The 18,771-nt window shown below is 73.7% G+C and carries 16 protein-coding genes; 7 read left to right on the top strand and 9 right to left on the bottom strand.

Annotated elements, in window-relative coordinates; translation table 11 throughout:
• Nucleotides 1-187: 187 nt before the first annotated feature.
• The 6 genes from IH54_RS0123615 (at nucleotide 188) to IH54_RS47050 (ending at nucleotide 8,335) form a co-directional block, all read left to right on the top strand.
• Nucleotides 188-2,614: a bifunctional SulP family inorganic anion transporter/carbonic anhydrase gene (locus tag IH54_RS0123615; RefSeq protein ID WP_234343724.1), complete on the top strand. Its 2,427-nt coding sequence runs from the start codon at nucleotides 188-190 to the stop codon at nucleotides 2,612-2,614.
• A gap of 88 nt (nucleotides 2,615-2,702) precedes the next feature.
• A complete protein-coding gene (acs, locus tag IH54_RS0123610; RefSeq protein ID WP_031520139.1) occupies nucleotides 2,703-4,661 on the top strand; it encodes an acetate--CoA ligase in 1,959 nt (652 codons plus the stop codon).
• Between the two features lie 312 nt (nucleotides 4,662-4,973).
• On the top strand, nucleotides 4,974-6,395 hold the full coding sequence (gene nhaA / locus IH54_RS0123605) for a Na+/H+ antiporter NhaA (RefSeq protein WP_031520137.1): 1,422 nt from the start codon (nucleotides 4,974-4,976) through the stop codon (nucleotides 6,393-6,395).
• An 82-nt stretch (nucleotides 6,396-6,477) separates the two neighbouring features.
• Nucleotides 6,478-6,987, top strand: a complete 510-nt coding sequence (locus IH54_RS0123600; protein ID WP_031520135.1) for a phage holin family protein — start codon at nucleotides 6,478-6,480, stop codon at nucleotides 6,985-6,987.
• Between the two features lie 13 nt (nucleotides 6,988-7,000).
• Nucleotides 7,001-7,957 (top strand): alpha/beta fold hydrolase, encoded by a 957-nt coding sequence (locus IH54_RS0123595; protein WP_031520133.1) that lies wholly within the window; start codon nucleotides 7,001-7,003, stop codon nucleotides 7,955-7,957.
• Between the two features lie 198 nt (nucleotides 7,958-8,155).
• Complete coding sequence (locus IH54_RS47050) at nucleotides 8,156-8,335, top strand: hypothetical protein (RefSeq protein ID WP_078862470.1); 180 nt, start codon at nucleotides 8,156-8,158, stop codon at nucleotides 8,333-8,335.
• A gap of 60 nt (nucleotides 8,336-8,395) precedes the next feature.
• Here the strand turns inward: IH54_RS47050 and IH54_RS0123590 are convergent, their stop codons facing one another.
• The 3 genes from IH54_RS0123590 to nth all read right to left on the bottom strand — a co-directional run bounded on the left by IH54_RS0123590 (nucleotide 8,396) and on the right by nth (nucleotide 11,371).
• On the bottom strand, nucleotides 8,396-9,595 hold the full coding sequence (locus IH54_RS0123590; protein WP_031520131.1) for a MarP family serine protease: 1,200 nt from the start codon (nucleotides 9,593-9,595) through the stop codon (nucleotides 8,396-8,398).
• Between the two features lie 169 nt (nucleotides 9,596-9,764).
• Nucleotides 9,765-10,538 carry an NUDIX hydrolase gene (locus IH54_RS0123585; protein WP_031520129.1) on the bottom strand — a complete coding sequence of 258 codons (774 nt, stop codon included), beginning with the start codon at nucleotides 10,536-10,538 and terminating at the stop codon, nucleotides 9,765-9,767.
• Entirely contained in the window at nucleotides 10,535-11,371 is an 837-nt protein-coding gene (gene nth, locus IH54_RS0123580) for an endonuclease III (protein ID WP_031520127.1), read from the bottom strand. The genes IH54_RS0123585 and nth overlap by 4 nt, the downstream gene beginning before the upstream one ends.
• Nucleotides 11,372-11,688: 317 nt before the next feature.
• Between nth and IH54_RS0123575 the strand changes: the two genes are divergently transcribed.
• Nucleotides 11,689-12,363: a Crp/Fnr family transcriptional regulator gene (locus IH54_RS0123575; protein WP_031520125.1), complete on the top strand. Its 675-nt coding sequence runs from the start codon at nucleotides 11,689-11,691 to the stop codon at nucleotides 12,361-12,363.
• 347 nt (nucleotides 12,364-12,710) lie between these two features.
• On the opposite strand, the gene IH54_RS0123570 is transcribed toward IH54_RS0123575, so the two are convergent.
• From IH54_RS0123570 to fbaA, 6 genes are all read right to left on the bottom strand, one after another.
• Nucleotides 12,711-13,709 carry an alpha/beta hydrolase family protein gene (locus IH54_RS0123570; protein ID WP_031520124.1) on the bottom strand — a complete coding sequence of 333 codons (999 nt, stop codon included), beginning with the start codon at nucleotides 13,707-13,709 and terminating at the stop codon, nucleotides 12,711-12,713.
• 3 nt (nucleotides 13,710-13,712) lie between these two features.
• Nucleotides 13,713-14,945, bottom strand: a complete 1,233-nt coding sequence (kynU, locus tag IH54_RS0123565; RefSeq protein ID WP_031520122.1) for a kynureninase — start codon at nucleotides 14,943-14,945, stop codon at nucleotides 13,713-13,715.
• On the bottom strand, nucleotides 14,938-15,774 hold the full coding sequence (locus IH54_RS0123560) for a tryptophan 2,3-dioxygenase family protein (RefSeq protein WP_031520119.1): 837 nt from the start codon (nucleotides 15,772-15,774) through the stop codon (nucleotides 14,938-14,940). The genes kynU and IH54_RS0123560 overlap by 8 nt, the downstream gene beginning before the upstream one ends.
• Before the next feature lie 200 nt (nucleotides 15,775-15,974).
• Nucleotides 15,975-16,862: a DUF3152 domain-containing protein gene (locus IH54_RS0123555; RefSeq protein ID WP_031520117.1), complete on the bottom strand. Its 888-nt coding sequence runs from the start codon at nucleotides 16,860-16,862 to the stop codon at nucleotides 15,975-15,977.
• Between the two features lie 285 nt (nucleotides 16,863-17,147).
• Nucleotides 17,148-17,561, bottom strand: a complete 414-nt coding sequence (locus IH54_RS0123550; protein ID WP_031520115.1) for a DUF3151 domain-containing protein — start codon at nucleotides 17,559-17,561, stop codon at nucleotides 17,148-17,150.
• 106 nt (nucleotides 17,562-17,667) lie between these two features.
• Nucleotides 17,668-18,690, bottom strand: a complete 1,023-nt coding sequence (fbaA, locus tag IH54_RS0123545; RefSeq protein ID WP_031520112.1) for a class II fructose-bisphosphate aldolase — start codon at nucleotides 18,688-18,690, stop codon at nucleotides 17,668-17,670.
• Between the last annotated feature and the right edge of the window lie 81 nt (nucleotides 18,691-18,771).

Below are 18,771 nucleotides of genomic sequence, written 5' to 3'. Positions count from 1 at the left end.
ATCACTCGATAGACGTAAAAAAGGTCCCGAACAAACCTCCGCACTTCACTCTCCGCATTCGAGCCATTACTATCTCTTTACTGCCTCTTGGCGGTAGCGAGTGATGACGCTGCGCCACCGGGTCCCGCCGCCCACCGAAGGAGACGGGAAGTTGAAAAACCCCACCCCAGCCCGTGCACCGGCCCCCATGCCGGCCCGCTCAGCGGTCCGCCCACCGCTCCGGGCACCCGGCGATCTGCCCGCCTCGATCACCGTCTTCCTGATCGCCGTCCCGCTCTCCCTCGGCATCGCGCTGGCCACCGGCGCACCGCCGCAGTCCGGCCTGGTCGCCGCGGTTGTCGGCGGTGTCGTCGCGGGTGCGCTCGGCGGCGCGCCGCTCCAGGTCAGCGGGGCCGCCACCAGCCTGGTCGTCGTCACCGCCGGGCTCGTCGACCGCTACGGCTGGCGGGCCACCTGCGCCGTCACCGTGCTCGCGGGGCTCGCACAACTGCTGCTGGGGGTGCTGCGGGTGGCCAGGGCGGCGCTCGCGGTGAGCCCGGCCGTCGTGCACGGCATGCTCGCCGGCATCGGCGTGGTCATCGCGGTCGGCCAGCTGCACGTGGTGCTCGGCGGCAGCCCGCAGAATTCCGCGGTCGCCAACATCAAGGCGCTCCCGGGGCAACTGACCGACAGCCATCCCGTCGCACCGCTCGTCGGCGCTGTCACCGTGGCCGTCCTGCTGGGCTGGCCGCGGCTGCGCGACCGGGTGGGCGACCGGGTGGGGGGCCGCGCGGGCGGCGTGCTGCGTACGGTCCCGGCGCCGCTCGCGGCGGTCGCGGTCGCGACGGCGGCGGCCGCGGGCCTGTCCGTACCGCGTGTCGAGCTGCCCGCGTGGCGGGCTCCCGGGCTGCCGGAGATGCCGGACGGGCCGGTCCTCGGCGTCGTCGCGGTGGTCCTGACGGTGACACTGGTGGCGAGCATGGAGTCACTGCTGTCGGCGCTCGCGGTGGACGCCCTGCAGGCCACCCGGCAGCCGGCGGCGCAGGTCGCGCCGGTCCGGCTGGACCGCGAGCTGCTGGGGCAGGGCGCGGCCAACGTGGTGTCAGGCCTGCTGGGAGGCCTGCCGATCGCGGGCGGCGCGATGCGCGGCTCGGCGAATGTCGCGGCGGGCGCGCGGACGCGCCGGGCCACCGTGCTGCACGGCGTGTGGGTGCTGGTGTGCGCGGGGCTCGCCGCCGGCGCGCTGGAGGCGATCCCGCTGGCCGCGCTGGCGGCACTGGTGATGCTGGTCGGGGTGCGCATGGTGAGCTTCGCGCACATCCGCCACGTGCGGCGGCACCGCGAATTCCCGGTCTACGCGGCCACGCTGGGCACGGTCGTGGTCCTCGGGGTGCTCCAGGGGGTGGCGGCGGGCATCGCCCTGGCGGCCGTGCTGGCCCTGCGCCGGCTGACGCACACCCGGGTCACCGTCACCAAGGTATATGCCGGGGAAATCAAAGAAAGCCTAAAAAGCGATAAATCAGAAGAAAAAGAAGAAAGCCAGGAAAAGGTGCAGGACGCGTGTGCGCGGGTATCGGTACGCGTGACGGGGCAGTTGACCTTCCTCGCGGTCCCGCGGCTGGTGCGGGCGCTCGCGCAGGTGCCGGACGGGGCGGAGGCGGTGGTGGAGCTGGACGGGTCGTTCATGGACCACGCGGCCTCCGAGGCGCTGCGCGGCTGGTGCGCGCGGCACCGCGCCCGCGGCGGCCGGGTCTCGCTCGGCGACGGGGCGGGCCGCGCCCTCCGCGAGCCGGCCCACACGCACACCTGCCGCCCCTGGACGCCCTGGCGCAACCACCACTGCACTCGCCCGGAGCGGCAGCCGGCCACCGGCGGCGGGCAGTTGCTCGGCGGGGTCAGCGCCTTCCAGCGGCACACCGCACCGCTGGTGCGCGAGGAGCTGGCGCGGCTGGCCCGTGAGGGCCAGCGGCCGACCCAGCTCTTCCTCACCTGCGCCGACTCCCGGCTGGTCACGAGCATGATCACCTCCAGCGGCCCGGGAGATCTCTTCACGGTGCGCAACGTGGGCAATCTGCTGCCGCCGCCCGGCTCGGACGCCTCCTGCGACTCGGTGGCCGCCGCCGTCGAGTACGCGGTGGAGGTGCTGGAGGTCAGCAGCATCACGGTGTGCGGGCACTCCGGCTGCGGGGCGATGGCCGCGCTGCTCGCCGCGGCCCCCGAGCCGGGCGCGCAGACCCCCCTGGCCCGCTGGCTGCGGCACGGCCGTCCGAGCCTGGCCCGTATGGCACGTGACCTCGGCGGGCCGGACGGCGGGGCGGCACTGGCCGACCGGCCCGTAGCCGACGACCACGAAGCCCTCAGCCTGGCCAACGTGATGCAGCAGCTCGACCACCTCGCCGCGCACCCGGGCGTGGCCCGCCGCATCACCGAGGGCAGGCTGCAGCTGCACGGGATGTACTTCCACGTCGGCGAGGCCCAGGCTTATCTACTCGATCATGCTTCTGGCATATTCACCGCAGTACGGCCGGACCCCGCACCCCCTGCCGAGACCGCGGCCCCGGCTCCCCCGGCAGCACCGCCGGCGGGGCCGGGCGGCGACGGTCCGACGGCGTACGAACTGACCACAAAGGTCTAAACCACTTCCGGGCGAACCCTTGTCAGGGTGCCCCGCGGACTGGTGAGGTAGTGGCGGGACATCTGGGAGACCCTGACAAGGAGCTGGCGTGAGCAGCAATGAGAGCCTGGCCAACCTGCTGAAGGAGGAGCGGCGGTTCGAGCCGCCGGCAGAGCTGGCCGCCGCCGCGAATGTCACCGCGGCGGCGTACGAGCAGGCCGCGGCCGACCGGCTGGGCTTCTGGGCCGAGCAGGCCCGGCGGCTGACCTGGGCGACCGAGCCGACCCAGACGCTGGACTGGTCGAACCCGCCGTTCGCGAAGTGGTTCGCGGACGGCGAGCTGAACGTGGCGTACAACTGCGTCGACCGGCACGTCGAGGCCGGCCACGGCGACCGCATCGCCCTGCACTTCGAGGGAGAGCCGGGCGACAGCCGGGCGATCAGCTACGCCGAGCTGAAGGACGAGGTCTGCCGCGCCGCCAACGCGCTGGCCGAGCTGGGCGTGGGCAAGGGCGACCGGGTCGCGGTCTACCTGCCGATGATCCCCGAGGCCGTCGTGGCGATGCTGGCGTGCGCGCGGATCGGCGCGGCCCACTCCGTCGTCTTCGGCGGCTTCTCGGCCGACGCCGTCGCGTCCCGTATCGACGACGCCGACGCCAAGCTGGTCATCACCGCGGACGGCGGCTACCGGCGCGGCAAGCCCTCCGCGCTGAAGCCCGCCATAGATGACGCGGTCGCGCGCACCCCGCAGGTCGAGCACGTGCTGGTGGTCCGCCGCACCGGGCAGGACGTGGCCTGGACCGAGGGACGCGACCTGTGGTGGCACGAGGTGACCGGCCGCCAGTCGACCGAGCACACCCCGGAGCCCTTCGAGGCCGAGCACCCGCTGTTCATCCTCTACACCTCGGGCACCACGGGTAAGCCGAAGGGCATCCTGCACACCTCCGGCGGCTACCTGACGCAAGTCAGCTACACCCACCACGCCGTCTTCGACCTCAAGCCGGACACGGACGTCTACTGGTGCACCGCCGACATCGGCTGGGTCACCGGGCACTCGTACATCGTCTACGGCCCGCTCTCCAACGGCGCCACCCAGGTGATCTACGAGGGCACCCCGGACACCCCGCACCAGGGCCGCTTCTGGGAGATCGTGCAGAAGTACGGTGTGACGATCCTCTACACCGCGCCCACCGCGATCCGCACGTTCATGAAGTGGGGCGACGCGATCCCGGCGAAGTTCGACCTGAGCAGCCTGCGCGTGCTGGGCAGCGTCGGCGAGCCGATCAACCCCGAGGCGTGGGTCTGGTACCGCGAGAACATCGGCGCGAGCAAGACCCCGGTCGTCGACACATGGTGGCAGACGGAGACGGGCGCGATGATGATCAGCCCGCTGCCCGGCGTCACCGCCGCCAAGCCCGGCTCGGCGCAGACCCCGCTGCCCGGCATCGCGGCCACCGTCGTGGACGACGAGGGTCACGAGGTGCCCGACGGCTCCGGCGGCTACCTGGTGCTGACCGAGCCGTGGCCGTCGATGCTGCGCACCATCTGGGGCGACGACCAGCGCTACCTCGACACGTACTGGTCCCGCTTCCCCGGCCGCTACTTCGCGGGCGACGGCGCCAAGAAGGACGACGACGGCGACATCTGGCTGCTCGGCCGGGTCGACGACGTCATGCTGGTGTCCGGTCACAACATCTCGACGACCGAGGTCGAGTCGGCACTCGTGTCGCACCCGAAGGTCGCCGAGTCCGCGGTCGTCGGCGCCGCCGACGAGACGACGGGGCAGGCCATCGTCGCGTTCGTGATCCTGCGCGGCTCCGCGGAGGACAGCGCCGACCTGGTGGCGTCGCTGCGCGACCACGTGGGCAGGACGCTCGGCCCGATCGCCAAGCCCAAGCGCGTCCTGGTGGTCTCCGAACTGCCCAAGACGCGGTCCGGCAAGATCATGCGCCGCCTGCTGCGGGACGTCGCGGAGAACCGCGAACTGGGTGACGTCACCACGCTCACCGACTCGTCGGTGATGGAGCTGATCCAGACCAAGCTGCCGAGCGCGCCCAGCGAGGACTGACCGCTGCCGCCTTCGAGGGCGCCCCGCCGGTGACCGGCGGGGCGCCCTCGCGCGTTCCCCGCGCCACCCGTGTCCTGCCGGCGGCGCTCGCGTGTGCCGACCTGCGCCCCCGTCGCGCACGCTGCTGCGCCCCTCCCGCCCGCCCGCGCCGCTCGCACCACCTCCGGCACGCGCCCCCCCGTTCGGGCCAGCACAAGGGCCCGCGCCCCGCGGGTGCGGGGCACGCTGGGAGGACGACACGGACCGCACACAGGGCAAGGGTGCCCCTTGTCAGACCGGTGCCGTCGCCGCTGAGCGCCCTGGAGGTCGCCCGTGCCCGAGCCGCGGCGCCGCCGCCCCGCCGTCCTGCTCGGCCGCCTCCCGCTCCCCGAGCGCAACGCCCTCCTCGACGCCCTGCGCGCGGAGACCGTCGGCGGCCTACTGCTCCTCGCGGCCGCGGCCGCCGCCCTCATCTGGGCGAACACCGCCCAGCGCGGCTACGGCACCGTCGTCCACCACCATGTCGGCCCCGCCGCCCTCGGCCTGCACCTGTCGGTCGCGCACTGGGCGTCCGACGGCCTGCTCGCCGTCTTCTTCTTCGTCGCCGGCATCGAACTCAAGCGCGAGCTGGTCACCGGCGAGCTGCGCACGCCCTCCGCCGCCGCCCTCCCCGTCGTCGCGGCGCTGTGCGGCATGGCCGTCCCGGCGGGGGTCTACGCCGTGACGGCCGCGGCGGGCGGCGGCTCGCTGCGCGGCTGGGCGGTGCCGACGGCCACCGACATCGCGTTCGCGCTCGGCGTGCTCGCCGTCATCGGCACCGCGCTGCCCGCCGCCCTGCGCGCCTTCCTGCTCACCCTCGCCGTCGTGGACGACCTGTGCGCGATCCTGGTCATCGCGATCTTCTTCACCTCCACCGTCAACGTCGCCGCCCTGGTGGGCGCCGCCGCCTGCCTGGTCCTCTTCTGGCTCCTGCTGCACGCCAGGGTGCGCGGCTGGTACGTGTACGTGCCGCTCGCCCTCGTCACCTGGGCGCTGACGGTCAACAGCGGGATCCACGCGACCGTCGCGGGCGTGGCCCTGGGGCTCATGCTGCGCTGCACCCCGCGCCCGCGCCCGGAAGGCACCGGCACGACCGCGGAGGTGGCCGGGCCCTCGCAGGCCGAGCACGTCGAGCATCTGCTGCGGCCGCTGTCGGCGGGGCTCGCGGTGCCGCTCTTCGCGCTGTTCAACGCGGGGGTCGCGGTGTCGGGGACGGCTCTTTCCGGCGTCTTCACCCGGCCGGAGACCCTCGGCGTCGTGCTCGGTCTGGTGGCCGGCAAGACCGCCGGCATCTTCGGCGGCACCTGGGCCGCCGCCCGCTTCACCCGCGCGTCCCTCAACCCCGACCTGGCCTGGCCGGACGTCTTCGCGATGGCCGCGCTCGGCGGCATCGGCTTCACCGTCGCACTGCTGATCGGCGAGCTGGCCTTCGCGTCCGACCCCGCGCTCACCGCCGAGACCAAGGCGGCGGTGCTGGTCGGCTCGGTGGTCTCCGCGCTGCTGGCCTCGGTCCTGCTCAAGCTGCGCGACACGACCTACCGGCGGCTGTCGGAGGACGAGGAGCGCGACGAGGACGGCGACGGCGTCCCCGACGTCTACGAGGAGGACGACCCCGCCTACCACCTCAGGATGGCCGAGATCCTGGAGGCGAAGGCCGCCGAACACCGCAGGCTCGCCCAACTGGCCCGCCGCGACAGCGGACCTGACACGATCTGAGGCATGATCGGACAGCGGACGGTCGAACCGCCACGGAACGGGCCGCTCGACAGTGGACGACGGAATGACGGAGGACGACACGATGAGCGCAGCCCACAACGGTGACAGCCGCAGCGTCGGGCAGCTGTTCGCCGCCGCCACGGCGGAGATGAGCGCCCTGGTGCACGACGAGATCGCGCTGGCCAAGGCGGAGCTGCGGGCGGACGCCAAGCGGGTGGCCTTCGGCAGCGCCGCGATGGTCGCCGCGCTGGCGCTCGCGCTGTTCTCCGTGCCCATGCTGAGCCTGGCCGCCGCATGGGGCCTGAAGGCGCTCGGTATGACCACCGGCTGGGCGTTCCTGCTCGTGTTCGGCGCGTACGTGTTCCTCGCGCTGCTCGTCGGCGCGATCGGCCTCCTGCGCTTCAAGGCCGTCAAGAAGCCCGAGCGGTCGATCAACTCGGCGAAGCAGACGGCCGCGGTGCTGCAGAAGGCCAAGCCCCGCCCGCGCGAGCTGCCGGACGGCGCCGCGGCGCTGCGCGGCGGCGCCACCGAATCGTCACGTTCCGGACGCGCTCTGCCCTCCGCCGACGCCCCGGCGGACGCGAAGGTGTGACACGCTCTGGGGCATGAACTCCGCCGACCGGCCCGCGAGCCCGTGGACCAAGGGCGGGTCGAGCGCGTCGGTGATCCGGCCGGACGGCCCGTGGACCCACCGTGACGTCGCGGCCAACGGCGCCCGCTTCCACATCGCGGAGGCCGGCGACGGGCCGCTCGTCCTGCTCCTGCACGGCTTCCCGCAGTTCTGGTGGACCTGGCGGCACCAGCTCACCGCGCTCGCCGACGCCGGCTTCCGCGCGGTCGCGATGGATCTGCGCGGCGTCGGGGGCAGCGACCGCACCCCGCGCGGCTACGACCCGGGCAACCTCGCCCTCGACGTCACCGGGGTGATCCGCTCGCTCGGCGAGCCGGACGCCGCCGTCGTCGGCCACGACCTGGGCGGCTACCTCGCCTGGACGGCCGCGGCGATGCGGCCCAAGCTCGTCCGCCGGCTCGCGGTCGTCTCGATGCCGCACCCGCGCCGCTGGCGCACCGCGATGCTCACCGACCTGCGGCAGAGCCGCGCCGGGGCGTACATCTGGGGCTTCCAGCGGCCGTGGATCCCCGAGCGGCAGCTCGTCGCGGACGGCGCGGCGCTCGTCGGCGAGCTGATCACCGGCTGGTCCGGGCCCCAGCTGCCGGACGAGGAGGCCATCGCGGTCTACCGGCAGGCGATGCAGGTCCCGTCGACCGCGCACTGCGCGATCGAGCCCTACCGGTGGATGGTGCGGTCGATGGCCCGGCCGGACGGCATCCAGTTCAACCGCCGGATGAAGCGGCCGGTCAGGGTGCCGACCCTGCATCTGCACGGCTCGCTGGACCCGGCGCTGCGCACCGGCAGCGCGGCGGGCAGCGGGGAGTACGTCGAGGCGCCCTACCGCTGGCGGCTCTTCGACGGGCTGGGGCACTTCCCGCACGAGGAGGATCCGGCGGCGTTCTCCGCCGAGCTGATCAACTGGCTGCGGGACCCCGAGCCGGACCGCTGAGCGGCGGCGGCCCGTATCCGTACGGGAGCTGTCCGTATCCGCCCGTGAGCATGACAGGGCGGCGGCTCGCGAAACGCTGCGACACGCCGGGACACGCCGATACGACAAGCTCATGGTCATTTGAATTGCCGGACGCATAGGCCAACAGGACCACCAAACGGCGATTACGGACCAACGGGGGCGGGCACGTAGCTCGGTATGGGTTGGACGCACGACTACCGTGATGGGTCACGCACTCGCCGAAGCACCCCCGCCGCCGTCAGCAGTACGGCGCCCATGGACCTCTTCCCGCCGGGCGAGGCCCCGCTGGGGATTCCCCGTATCCTCAGGCGCCGCGCCCGCTGGGTCGGCGCCCGGCTCCGCCATCCGCGCGGCTGACGGCCGTACGGGCCGGGTGGCGGCGGACGCCGCTTTCGTCCGCCGCCACCCGGCCCCTCGTCACAGCGCGCAGCTCTCGCTGTCGACCCGCCGGTCCGCGGTGAGCCCGGCCTTCGCGTCGGGCGCGACCTCGTCGGCGGTCAGCGCGTAGCCGGTGTTGGAGTCGTCCAGCGACTTGGCGAAGACGACGCCCGCGACCTTGCCGTCCGGGGTGAGCAGCGGGCCGCCGGAATTGCCCTGCCGGACCGTCGCGTACAGCGAGTACACGTCGCGGTGGACGGTGCCCCGGTGGTAGATGTCCGGGCCGTTGGCCGTGATCCGGTCGCGGACGCGCGCCGCCCGCACGTCGAAGCCGCCGTTCTCCGGGAAGCCGGCCACGATCGCGTCGTCGCGCGTGTGCTCGTCGGTGGTGGCGAAGTGCAGCGCGGGCGCGTCCAGGCCGGGGACGTCCAGCACCGCGATGTCGCGCTGCCAGTCGTAGAGCACCACGCGCGCGTCGTGCAGTCTGCCCTTGCCGCCGACCTGCACGGTCGGCTCGGAGACGCCGCCGACGACGTGCGCGTTCGTCATGACCTTGCCCGGCGCGAAGACGAAGCCGGAGCCCTCCAGCACCTTGCCGCAGCCCGGTGCGGTGCCGACGACCTTGACGATGCTGCGCCGCGCGGTCGTCACCACCGGGTTGTCGACCAGCGCCGGGTCGGGCGCGGGCACCGAGGTGATCGGCTCGGCGCCGAAGGTGCCGAAGACCTGCGGCAGGCCGTTCTGCGCCAGTGTCGTGCTGAAGTTGTCGAACCACGTGTCGGCCTGCGACGGCATCACCCGCGACACCCCGAGCAGCACCTTCGACGAGCGCACCTCGCGCCCTATCGTCGGCAGGGCCGTGGTGGCCAGCGCACTGCCTATCAGCCAGGCCACCAGCAGCATCGCCAGCACGTTGACCAGCGCCCCGCCGCTCGCGTCGACCGCGCGGGCAGGCGACCAGGTGATCTTCGTACGGAGCTTGTTGCCGAGGTGCGTGGTGAACGCCTGACCCACCGACGCGCACACGATGACGATCGCCACGGCCGTGACGACCGCGACCGAGCCCGGGGTGGCGTCACCGGTCGCCTTGTCCCACAGCAGCGGCAGCAGGTAGATCGCGACGAGGCCGCCGCCGATGAAGCCGACCACCGACATGACGCCGACGACGAAGCCCTGCCGGTAGCCGACCACGGCGAACCAGACAGCGGCGAGGATGAGCAGGAAGTCCAGCACGTTCACGAGGGACACGGTCTCATGGCGACCTGAGCGCGCGGGAGCGTACGAAGCAGCGGGGCAGCCGGATTCGGCCGGAACTCCGGGGCAGGTCCGCGCGGGCGGGCCGGGAGCGGGCGGGGCGGGAGCAGTCGGGGCGGGCCGGGACGCAGCGGCGCGGGCCGGGGCGCCGCTGTCAGCCGAGTGGGACGGTCCGCTCGCGGTCCCAGGGGACCTCCCAGCCCGCGTAGTGCAGGATCTTGTCGATCAGGCCTGCGGTGAATCCCCATACGAGGGCGCCCTCGACCAGGAAGGCCGGGCCGCGGAAGCCGCTCGGATGGGTGAGCGTCGCGCGGTTGGCCGGGTCGGTGAGATCCGCGACGGTGGTGCGGAAGACCCGGGCCGTCTCCGCCGGGTCGACGACGCCGACCGGGCTGGGCTCGCGCCACCAGCCCAGCACCGGGGTGACGACGAAGCCGCTGACGGGAATGTAGAGGCGCGGCAGGACGCCGAAGAGCTGGACGCCGGACGGATCCAGGCCGGTCTCCTCGTGCGCCTCGCGCAGGGCCGCACGCAGCGGGCCCTCGCCCTCCGGGTCGCCGTCCTCGGGGTCGAGCGCGCCGCCGGGGAAGGAGGGCTGGCCGGCGTGCGAGCGCAGGGCGGCGGAGCGCTCGATGAGCAGCAGGTCGGGGCGCGGGCCGGGGGGCTCGCCGGGGACCGTCCCGGGGGCGGCTCCGGTGGGGGCGGGGCGCGCGGGGGCGTGCGGGCTCGCGGGGGCGTCGGGGGCCGTGGGGCTCTCGCCGAAGAGGATGAGCACCGCGGACTGGCGCCCGCCCGACGCCGGGGGCAGGAAGCGGCTGAGCTGCTCGGGGCGTATCCGCTCCGCCGCGTCCGCGACCGGGGCGAGCCAGCCGGGCAGGCCCTCCCGGCTGACCCGCACGTCCGCCCCCGCGCCCCGCGCCTGGGTCATGAGGCGGCCAGCGGGGGCGCGGGCTGCCCGGGGTAGTCCGGCGGGGGCTTCAGGCGCTGGCCGGGCGCTCCGCCCTTCTCGTACTTGAGCAGCTTCCGCGCCTTCTCCGGATCCATCTCGCCCTCCCCGTACGACGGGCACAGCGGCGCGATGGGGCAGGCGCCGCACGCGGGCTTGCGGGCGTGGCAGATGCGGCGGCCGTGGAAGACGACGCGGTGCGACAGCATCGTCCACTCCGACTTCGGGAAGAGGCTCGCGACGTCCTTCTCGACCTGCTCCGGATCCTCCGACGTCGTCCACCCGAAGCGCCGCGAGAGCCGTCCGAAGTGCGTGTCCACGGTGATGCCGGGCACCCCGAAGGCATTGCCCAGCACGACGTTGGCGGTCTTGCGGCCGACGCCGGGCAGCTTCACGAGATCCTCTATGCGGCCGGGCACCTCACCGCCGAAGTCGTCCCGCAGGGCCGCGGACAGGCCGATCACCGCGCGCGTCTTGGCGCGGAAGAAGCCGGTGGGCCGGAGGATCTCCTCCATCTCCACCGGATTCGCCCCGGCCATCGCCTCCGGCGTCGGATACGCCTCGAACAGCGCGGGCGTCGTCTGGTTCACCCGCAGGTCGGTGGTCTGCGCCGACAGCACGGTGGCGATCAGCAGCTGGAAGGGATTCTCGAAATCCAGCTCCGGATGGGCATACGGATAGACCTCGGCCAGCTCGCGGTTGATCCGCCGGGCCTGCCGCACGAGCCCGGTGTGCGTCTGCGCGACCTTCGCCTTCTTCTTGACCGCGGCCGGACCGGCCGGGGCCGGGCTCGTCGCGCCACTCCTCGTCGCCATGCCGCCAGACTACGGGCCGCCACCGACACCCGGCAGTGATCCCAGCGAGCCCGCGCCGCCGGGCGCGGCGCGGGTCCGGCGGGGGCCGCCGCCGGACCCGCGCGGGGCGGCCGACCCGCCGCCGGGAGCGTTCGCTGAGAGCGGAAAACGGGGTGCGGGCCCACTCGTTCGGCCGCCGAGTGCGGGGCCGGCGGCCCCCAATCGGCCCCCCGGGGCACTCATCCGGCCCCTGATAAGACATCCTTGTGATTGATCGCACTGTTTGATACGTCATGCATCATGGGGACAACCCAGCGATGCCGACAAGGAGAGAGCTCGTGGACGACGTTCTGCGCCGTGCCCCGCTTTTCGCGGCGCTCGACGACGAGCAGGCCGCTGAACTGCGCGCCTCCATGACCGAGGTCACGCTCGCGCGTGGCGATTCGCTGTTCCACGAGGGCGACCCCGGGGACCGGCTGTACGTCGTCACCGAAGGCAAGGTGAAGCTGCACCGCACCTCCCCCGACGGCCGCGAGAACATGCTGGCCGTCGTCGGACCCGGTGAGCTCATCGGCGAGCTGTCGCTCTTCGACCCCGGTCCGCGGACGGCGACCGCCACGGCGCTCACCGAGGTCAAGCTGCTGGGCCTCGGCCACGGCGACCTCCAGCCCTGGCTGAACGTCCGGCCCGAGGTCTCCACCGCGCTGCTGCGCGCGGTCGCGCGCCGGCTGCGGCGGACCAACGACGTCATGTCCGACCTGGTCTTCTCCGACGTCCCCGGGCGCGTCGCGAAGGCCCTGCTCGACCTCTCCCGCCGCTTCGGCGTCCAGTCGGAAGAGGGTATTCACGTCGTGCACGACCTGACGCAGGAAGAGCTGGCCCAGCTCGTGGGCGCGTCGCGGGAGACGGTGAACAAGGCGCTCGCCGACTTCGCCGGCCGCGGGTGGCTCCGCCTGGAGGCCCGCGCGGTGATCCTGCTCGACGTGGAGCGCCTGGCGAAGCGCAGCCGCTGACCGCCGGGGTTGAGCCCGGACCCGCCGGGCTGCCCCGGGGCTTCGCCTCGGGATACCCGCGCGGCCCCCTTCGCCCCGGGCGGCGCCTTGCCGAGGTCGCCGCGATCTTCTCGCCGTCGTGGCTGGCGCGCGCAGTTCCCCGCGCCCCTGAAAACGCTTGCCCTCGCCCGGCAAGGCCCACCCCGCAGCGGAAGCGCCCGGCGAGGGCTCGCGGATGCCGCGCAGGGGGACGAAACAGGGGCGCGGGGAACTGCGCGACAAGCCACCCACCCAGCGCAAGGTCGCGCATGCCACCGCAAGTGGCACCCGGAGCGCAACGGGCCCGGGTCCGGAAGGCCCGGGGATGGCTACCAGGCGAGTTGGTCGAGTTCGTCGGCGACAGCCGACACCGCCGGGTTCGCCGGGTCGATGAGGGCGAAGTGCCCGCGGCCGGGCAGCCACACCGCCGTGGCTTCCTCGCCCGCGGCCGCCGCCGCTTCGGCGTACGCGCGGCTGACGGCCGGCGGGACCTCGTTGTCGGTGGTGCCGTGCACGATGGTGACGGCGATACCGGTGGGGAGGAGGGCGGCGGGATCGGCGTGCGCGAGCCGGGCGGCGAGGTGGTCGGGACCTCCGAGCAGCTCGGTCACGGCGTCGGAGCACACGCCCAGCCGGATCGCGGAGGTGAGGTCGGCGATCGGGGCGAGGGCGACGACGCCCCGCAGCGGGGGAGGTGAGCCGGTGTGCCAGCGCGAGTCGGGCGGCAGGGTGTGGCGCGCGGCGGCCCACAGCGCGAGGTGGCCGCCCGCGCTGTGCCCGCTGAGCAGGAAGCGCCTCGGGTCCACCACGTCCGCCCCCAGCGTGCCGACGGCGAGCGCGGGCAGGGCGTCGACTGCGGCGGCGACGTCGTCGAAGGTCTCGGGCCAGCGCCCGGCGACGGGCGGCTCGGGCCCGTCCTGGGCGACCTGCGGCGGTGCGCCGCGGCGGTATTCCACCGACGCCACCGCGAAGCCCCGCCCGGCCAGGTGGGCCGCCAGCGGCGAGATGTGGGCGCGGTCGTAGCGGGCCCGCCACGCCCCGCCGTGCAGCAGCGCGACCAGCGGGGCGCCCCGCGCGTCCCCGCGCCCCGGGAGGGGCCGGTAGAAGTCGACGACCTGGTCGGGGTGCTCCCCGTACGCCGCGGTGGCGTCCGGCGGCACGGCGGGGTGCGCGAAGGCCGACGCCTCTTCAGCGGCGGCGGCCGCGGCAGCGGTGGCAGCGGCAGCGCGCCGCCCGCCGCCCGCGACCGGCGCCGGCCCGGCGGCGTCCTCCGGGTCGGCGACCTCCGCGGCGGCGTCGGGCTGGGTGAGTGCGGGGTCGTGGGTCATCGTTCAGGACGCTCCGGATGCGGGGATCACGTCCGCCAGGGTTCGGGCGGCACGGAGGGCGTCGGCGTGGCGGGTGTAGAGCGGGGTGAAGCCGAACCGCAGGATGTCGGGGCGGCGGAAGTCGCCGACGACACCGCGCGCGACGAGGTCGCGCATCACCGCTCCCGCGCCCTCGCAGCGCAGCGAAACCTGGCTGCCGCGGTCGGCGTGGCCCGCGGGTGTGACGGGCTCGACCAGCCGGGGCGGCACGAGGGCGGTCACGCAGCCGAGGAAGAAGTCGGTGAGCGTGAGGCTCTTCGCGCGCACCGCTTCGATGTCCACGCCGTCCCAGGCGTCGAGGGCGGCGTCCAGGGCGAGCAGCGAGAGGATCTCGGGGGTGCCGACGCGGCCGCGCGGTGCGCCGTCGGCGGGCTGGTAGCCGGGGGCCATCCCGAAGGGGTCGGCGTGTGAGTTCCAGCCGGGCAGCGGCGAGTCGAAGAGCGGCTGGAGGGCGCGCCGGACGTAGAGGTACGCAGGCGCGCCGGGCCCGCCGTTGAGGTATTTGTACGTGCAGCCGACCGCGAGGTCGGCCTCCGCGGCGTCGAGGCCGACCGGCAGGGCCCCCGCGCTGTGGCACAGGTCCCAGACGGCAAGGGCCCCCGCCTCGTGCAGCGCGGCGGTGATGCCCGGCAGGTCGTAGAGCCGCCCGGTGCGGTAGTCGACGTGGTTGACCAGCGCCGCCGCCGTCCGCTCGTCGGCCGCGCCGGCGATCTCCGCGGGCGGCACGGCCCGTACGGTGCGGCCGGTGAGCCGGGCGGCGGAGGCGGCGATGTAGCCGTCGGTGGGGAAGGTCGTGGCATCGACGAGGATCTCGGACCTGCCGGGCCGCGCCATGCGGATCGCGGCGACGAGCGCTTTGAAGACGTTGACGCTGGTCGAGTCGCCGACGACGATCTGCCCGGCCGCCGCGCCGACGAGGGGCGCGATACGGTCGCCGACCCGCTCGGGGGCGGTCCACCAGCCGCTCTCCTCCCACGAGCGGATGCGCAGCTCGCCCCATTCGCGGCTGACGACGTCGCCGAGCCGCGGCAGCACCCCGCGGGGCAGCGCGCCCAGCGAGTTGCCGTCGAGGTAGACGGTGGAGTCGTCGAGGGCGAAGCGGTCGCGGACGGCGGCGAGCGGGTCCGCCGCGTCCAGCTCGGCGGCGCGCGCCTCCAGGTCCTGGACGACGGCGGGCGGTGCGACGGGCTCAGACATGGCTTCGGGCCGTCCACAGCTCGGGGAAGACGTTCTTGGTGGCGCGTTTCTCCAGCCAGGCCACCCCCGCGGAGCCGCCGGTGCCGGTCTTGGCCCCCATCGCGCGCCGGGTCGCCACCAGGTGGTCGTTGCGCCACCGCCACACGTATTCGGCGATGTCGGTGAGGGTCTCGCCGAGCCGGATGAGGTCGGAGTCCTGGTCGGAGGCGGCGTAGACGCGCTGCCAGGCGGCCTCGACCTCGCGGTGCGGCTCGTAGTGCAGGGCCGGGTCGCGGTCGAGCACGGCGGCGGGGATGCGGTAGCCGCGCCGGTCGAGCAGCCGCAGGGCCTCGTCGTAGAGGCTCGGCTCGGTGAGCGCCTTCTCCAGCTCGCGGTAGGCGCGCGGGGTGCCGCGGTGCGGGACGAGCATGGAGGCGGATTTCTCGCCGAGCAGGAATTCCAGCCGGCGGTACATCGCGGACTGGAAGCCTGAGCCCTCGCCGAGCGCGGAGCGGTAGGCGTTGAACTGCCCGGGGGTGAGGTGCGCGATGGGCTTCCAGGAGGCGTTGAGCGACTCCAGCTCGGGCAGGCTGCGGTGCAGCGCCGCCATCGCGGTGGGCAGGTCGTCCTTGCGCAGTGCGCGGGCCGCGGTGGTCCACTCGTGCACCAGCAGGGTGAACCACAGCTCCATGACCTGGGTGGTGACCAGGAAGGCCAGCTCGCCGGGCTCGTCGGACAGGGGGTGCTGCAGATGGGTGAGGACGGACGCCTGGACGTAGTCCTCGTACGGTGTGCTGCCCTCGAACGAGAGGTTCGGGGTCGCCGCCTCGTCGGTCGGGTGGTCGGACATGGTGTACCTCCGTGTGCGGGTACCCGGGATCACCGGGTCACGCCGCGATCATCGGCGGTGGGCGCTGATCCGGCAAGGGCCGGGCCCTTCCCCGGCGCGCCGCGGGAGGCGGCGGCCGGGAGGCGGTCGTCAGCAGGCGGGCGGCGGTCGCGGCGCGCCGGGGGCCGGCCGTCAGGCGACCGGGGGTCGGGCGGCGGCCGTCAGGCGACCGGGGGCCCGGAGATGTAGCGGCCCTGGGAGTCGTACGGCCACTGGTTCGCCACGCAGCCGTGCAGGCCCTTGATCTGCTGCATCATGACCGGGGCGGGCTTGCCGGGGCCGGGGCAGCCCTCGTGGTGGTGGCCGATGCGGTGGCCGACCTCGTGGTTGATGATCAGCGCGCGGTAGCCGGATATCGGGCCGTCGAACTCGGGCGAGCCGAGCATCCAGCGCTTGAGGTTCACCACGACGGTGGCACCGACGTCGCAGTTGACCTCGCCGTGGGTGAGCAGGCCTGCGGCGCCGCAGATGCGGTCCACGGTGTCGGGGGTGGCGATCTTGATGACGAAGTCGGCGGGGCCGGAGGAGACCAGCTGGAAGCCGTCGTGGCCGTCCGCGGTCCAGCCGCGCGGGTCGGCGAGGATGTCGGCGATCTCGTGCGCCGCGTCCGTCGCGGACAGCGAGATCCCGCCCTCCACCTCGACCTTGTAGCGGCGGATCGTGCCTTGCCCGGAGGCGCTGCCGCTGGCGCGGGCGATGCTGAATATCCCGGTGCCGTGCTTCGGCACCGACGTCGGGGGCGCGCTCGTGGTCGCCGACGCGCTGGGCTTGGTGGCCTTCTTGGAGGCCTTGGGGCTCGCCGTCGTCCCCTCCGGCGAGGGGCTGCTGTCGCCGTCGGCCAGGGCGCTGGACGCGGGCGGCGTGGTGGTGTCGGTGATGCCGGTGTCGAGCGTCGCGCTGCCCTCGGTCGCGCGGGATTTGTGCCACGCGGCGTATCCGGCCCCGGCGCCGACCACGAGCACGACGGCGAGCGCGAGCGGCCCGGCTATGGAGGCGCGCTGCTTCGCGCGCCGGCGCCCGTGCCGACGCCGCCTGTCCGGTGCTGCCACGACTCCCCCTGCGAACGGGCAGCTCCGGGCGCCACCACCGGGCCCCGACCCGGCTCCCTGCGGCGCAACCGTGCTGCCTGCGGACACGCGCTCATATGTGCGTGCTAACGACAACCAATCGCGCCAACAATCGCACACGGATACGCGCGCAGGCCGACTGCCCCCCATCTGTGGCAGTACCGTCACATTGACTCACGGCAGGACCGGGAGGCCGGGCGGACGGTACGGGTCGCGTACAGCGCGGGGGGCCGGGCGGGAGCGGGGGCCGGGTCGGGGCCGGGTCGGTCAGCCCAGGATGTCGGCGGCGGTCGGCGAGCTGTCCCGCAGGAAGGCGGTGCAGCGCTCGTACTCCTCCTGCTCGCCGATCGCGTGGGCGGCCCGGGCGAGGGCGTGCAGCGCCCGCAGGAAGCCGCGGTTCGGCTCGTGCTCGAAGGGCACCGGGCCCTGACCACGCCAGCCGGCCCGGCGCAGCGCGTCCAGGCCGCGGTGGTAGCCGGTGCGGGCGTAGGCGTAGGACTCGACCACCCGGCCGCCCTCGTACGCCTCGTCCGCGAGCTGCGCCCAGGCCAGCGAGGAGGCCGGGTACTTGGCCGCCACATCGGCGGGGGCGGTGCCGGAGGCGAGCAGTTCGCGCGGCTCGGGGTCGTCGGGCAGGTGCGTGGGGGCGGGGCCCCCGAGCAGGTTCTCGTGGATTGCCATGGGTTCCAGTCTGCCCGAGCCGGCATGCGAAGGGACCCCCGGCACTTGCCGGAGGTCCCAGTCGGGCGTCGCCCTCACACGGACGCGGGGCGCGTACCGCCGGAGGTCACTTGCGCTTGTTGCCGGCCGACCGCAGGTTCTCGGCGGCGACGACGACGCGCGCGGCCATGCCCGCCTCGGCGGACTTGCCCCAGACGCGCGGGTCGTAGGCCTTCTTGTTGCCGACCTCGCCGTCGACCTTCAGCACACCGTCGTAGTTCTCGAACATGTGCGCGGCGACGGGCCGGGTGAAGGCGTACTGCAGGTCGGTGTCGATGTTCATCTTCACGACGCCGTTCTCCAGCGCCTCGTCGATCTCCTCCTGCGTGGAGCCGGAGCCGCCGTGGAAGACGAAGTCGAAGGCGTTCGCCTTGCCGTACTTCTGCGCGACCGCGTCCTGCAGCTCCTTGAGGATGCCGGGGCGCAGCACGACGTTGCCCGGCTTGTAGACGCCGTGCACGTTGCCGAAGGAGGCGGCCAGCAGGTAGCGGCCCTGCTCGCCCAGACCCACGGCCTCGACGGTGCGGTAGGCGTCGTCGACGGTGGTGTAGAGGCTCTCGTTGATCTCGTGCGAGACGCCGTCCTCCTCACCGCCGGTCGGGGTGATCTCCATCTCCAGGATGATCCGGGCCTTGACGGCCTCGGCCAGCAGCTCCTTGGCGATGGCGAGGTTGTCGTCCAGGGTCTCGGCGGAGCCGTCCCACATGTGGGACTGGAAGAGCGGGTTGCGGCCGGCGGCCACGCGCTCCTGCGAGATGGCCAGCAGCGGGCGGACGTAGCCGTCCAGCTTGTCCTTGGGACAGTGGTCGGTGTGCAGGGCGACGGTGACCGGGTACTTCTCGGCGACGACGTGCGCGAACTCGGCGAGCGCGACCGCGCCCGTCACCATGTCCTTCTTGTACTGGCCGCCGAGGAACTCCGCACCGCCCGTGGAGATCTGGATGATGCCGTCGCTCTCCGCCTCGGCCAGGCCGCGCAGCGCGGCGTGCAGCGTCTGCGACGACGTGACGTTGATGGCCGGGTAGGCGAACTTCCCCGCCTTCGCCCGGTCGAGCATGTCGTTGTAGACCTCGGGGGTAGCGATGGGCATCGTTTCCGCTCCTCAGATTCCGCGGGGTGGTGGTGCTAGGCGTGGCGACGTCATCGTCGGCCCTATCTTCCCATTCTCGAA

It is taken from the genome of Streptomyces sp. NRRL F-5123 (assembly GCF_000721495.1).
GTDB lineage: Bacteria > Actinomycetota > Actinomycetes > Streptomycetales > Streptomycetaceae > Actinacidiphila.
This window is presented reverse-complemented; position numbering and strand designations above follow the sequence as displayed.

What these genes read in the sequence shown, in the direction of transcription:
- IH54_RS0123615 (WP_234343724.1), top strand. Translation starts at nt 188, where the DNA reads ATGCCGGCCCGCTCAGCGGTCCGCCCACCGCTCCGGGCACCCGGCGAT.
- IH54_RS0123600 (WP_031520135.1), top strand. Translation starts at nt 6,478, where the DNA reads ATGAGCGCAGCCCACAACGGTGACAGCCGCAGCGTCGGGCAGCTGTTC.
- IH54_RS0123595 (WP_031520133.1), top strand. Translation starts at nt 7,001, where the DNA reads ATGAACTCCGCCGACCGGCCCGCGAGCCCGTGGACCAAGGGCGGGTCG.
- IH54_RS47050 (WP_078862470.1), top strand. Translation starts at nt 8,156, where the DNA reads ATGGGTTGGACGCACGACTACCGTGATGGGTCACGCACTCGCCGAAGC.
- IH54_RS0123585 (WP_031520129.1), bottom strand. Translation starts at nt 10,538, where the DNA reads ATGACCCAGGCGCGGGGCGCGGGGGCGGACGTGCGGGTCAGCCGGGAG.
- nth (WP_031520127.1), bottom strand. Translation starts at nt 11,371, where the DNA reads ATGGCGACGAGGAGTGGCGCGACGAGCCCGGCCCCGGCCGGTCCGGCC.
- IH54_RS0123570 (WP_031520124.1), bottom strand. Translation starts at nt 13,709, where the DNA reads ATGACCCACGACCCCGCACTCACCCAGCCCGACGCCGCCGCGGAGGTC.
- kynU (WP_031520122.1), bottom strand. Translation starts at nt 14,945, where the DNA reads ATGTCTGAGCCCGTCGCACCGCCCGCCGTCGTCCAGGACCTGGAGGCG.
- IH54_RS0123560 (WP_031520119.1), bottom strand. Translation starts at nt 15,774, where the DNA reads ATGTCCGACCACCCGACCGACGAGGCGGCGACCCCGAACCTCTCGTTC.
- IH54_RS0123550 (WP_031520115.1), bottom strand. Translation starts at nt 17,561, where the DNA reads ATGGCAATCCACGAGAACCTGCTCGGGGGCCCCGCCCCCACGCACCTG.
- fbaA (WP_031520112.1), bottom strand. Translation starts at nt 18,690, where the DNA reads ATGCCCATCGCTACCCCCGAGGTCTACAACGACATGCTCGACCGGGCG.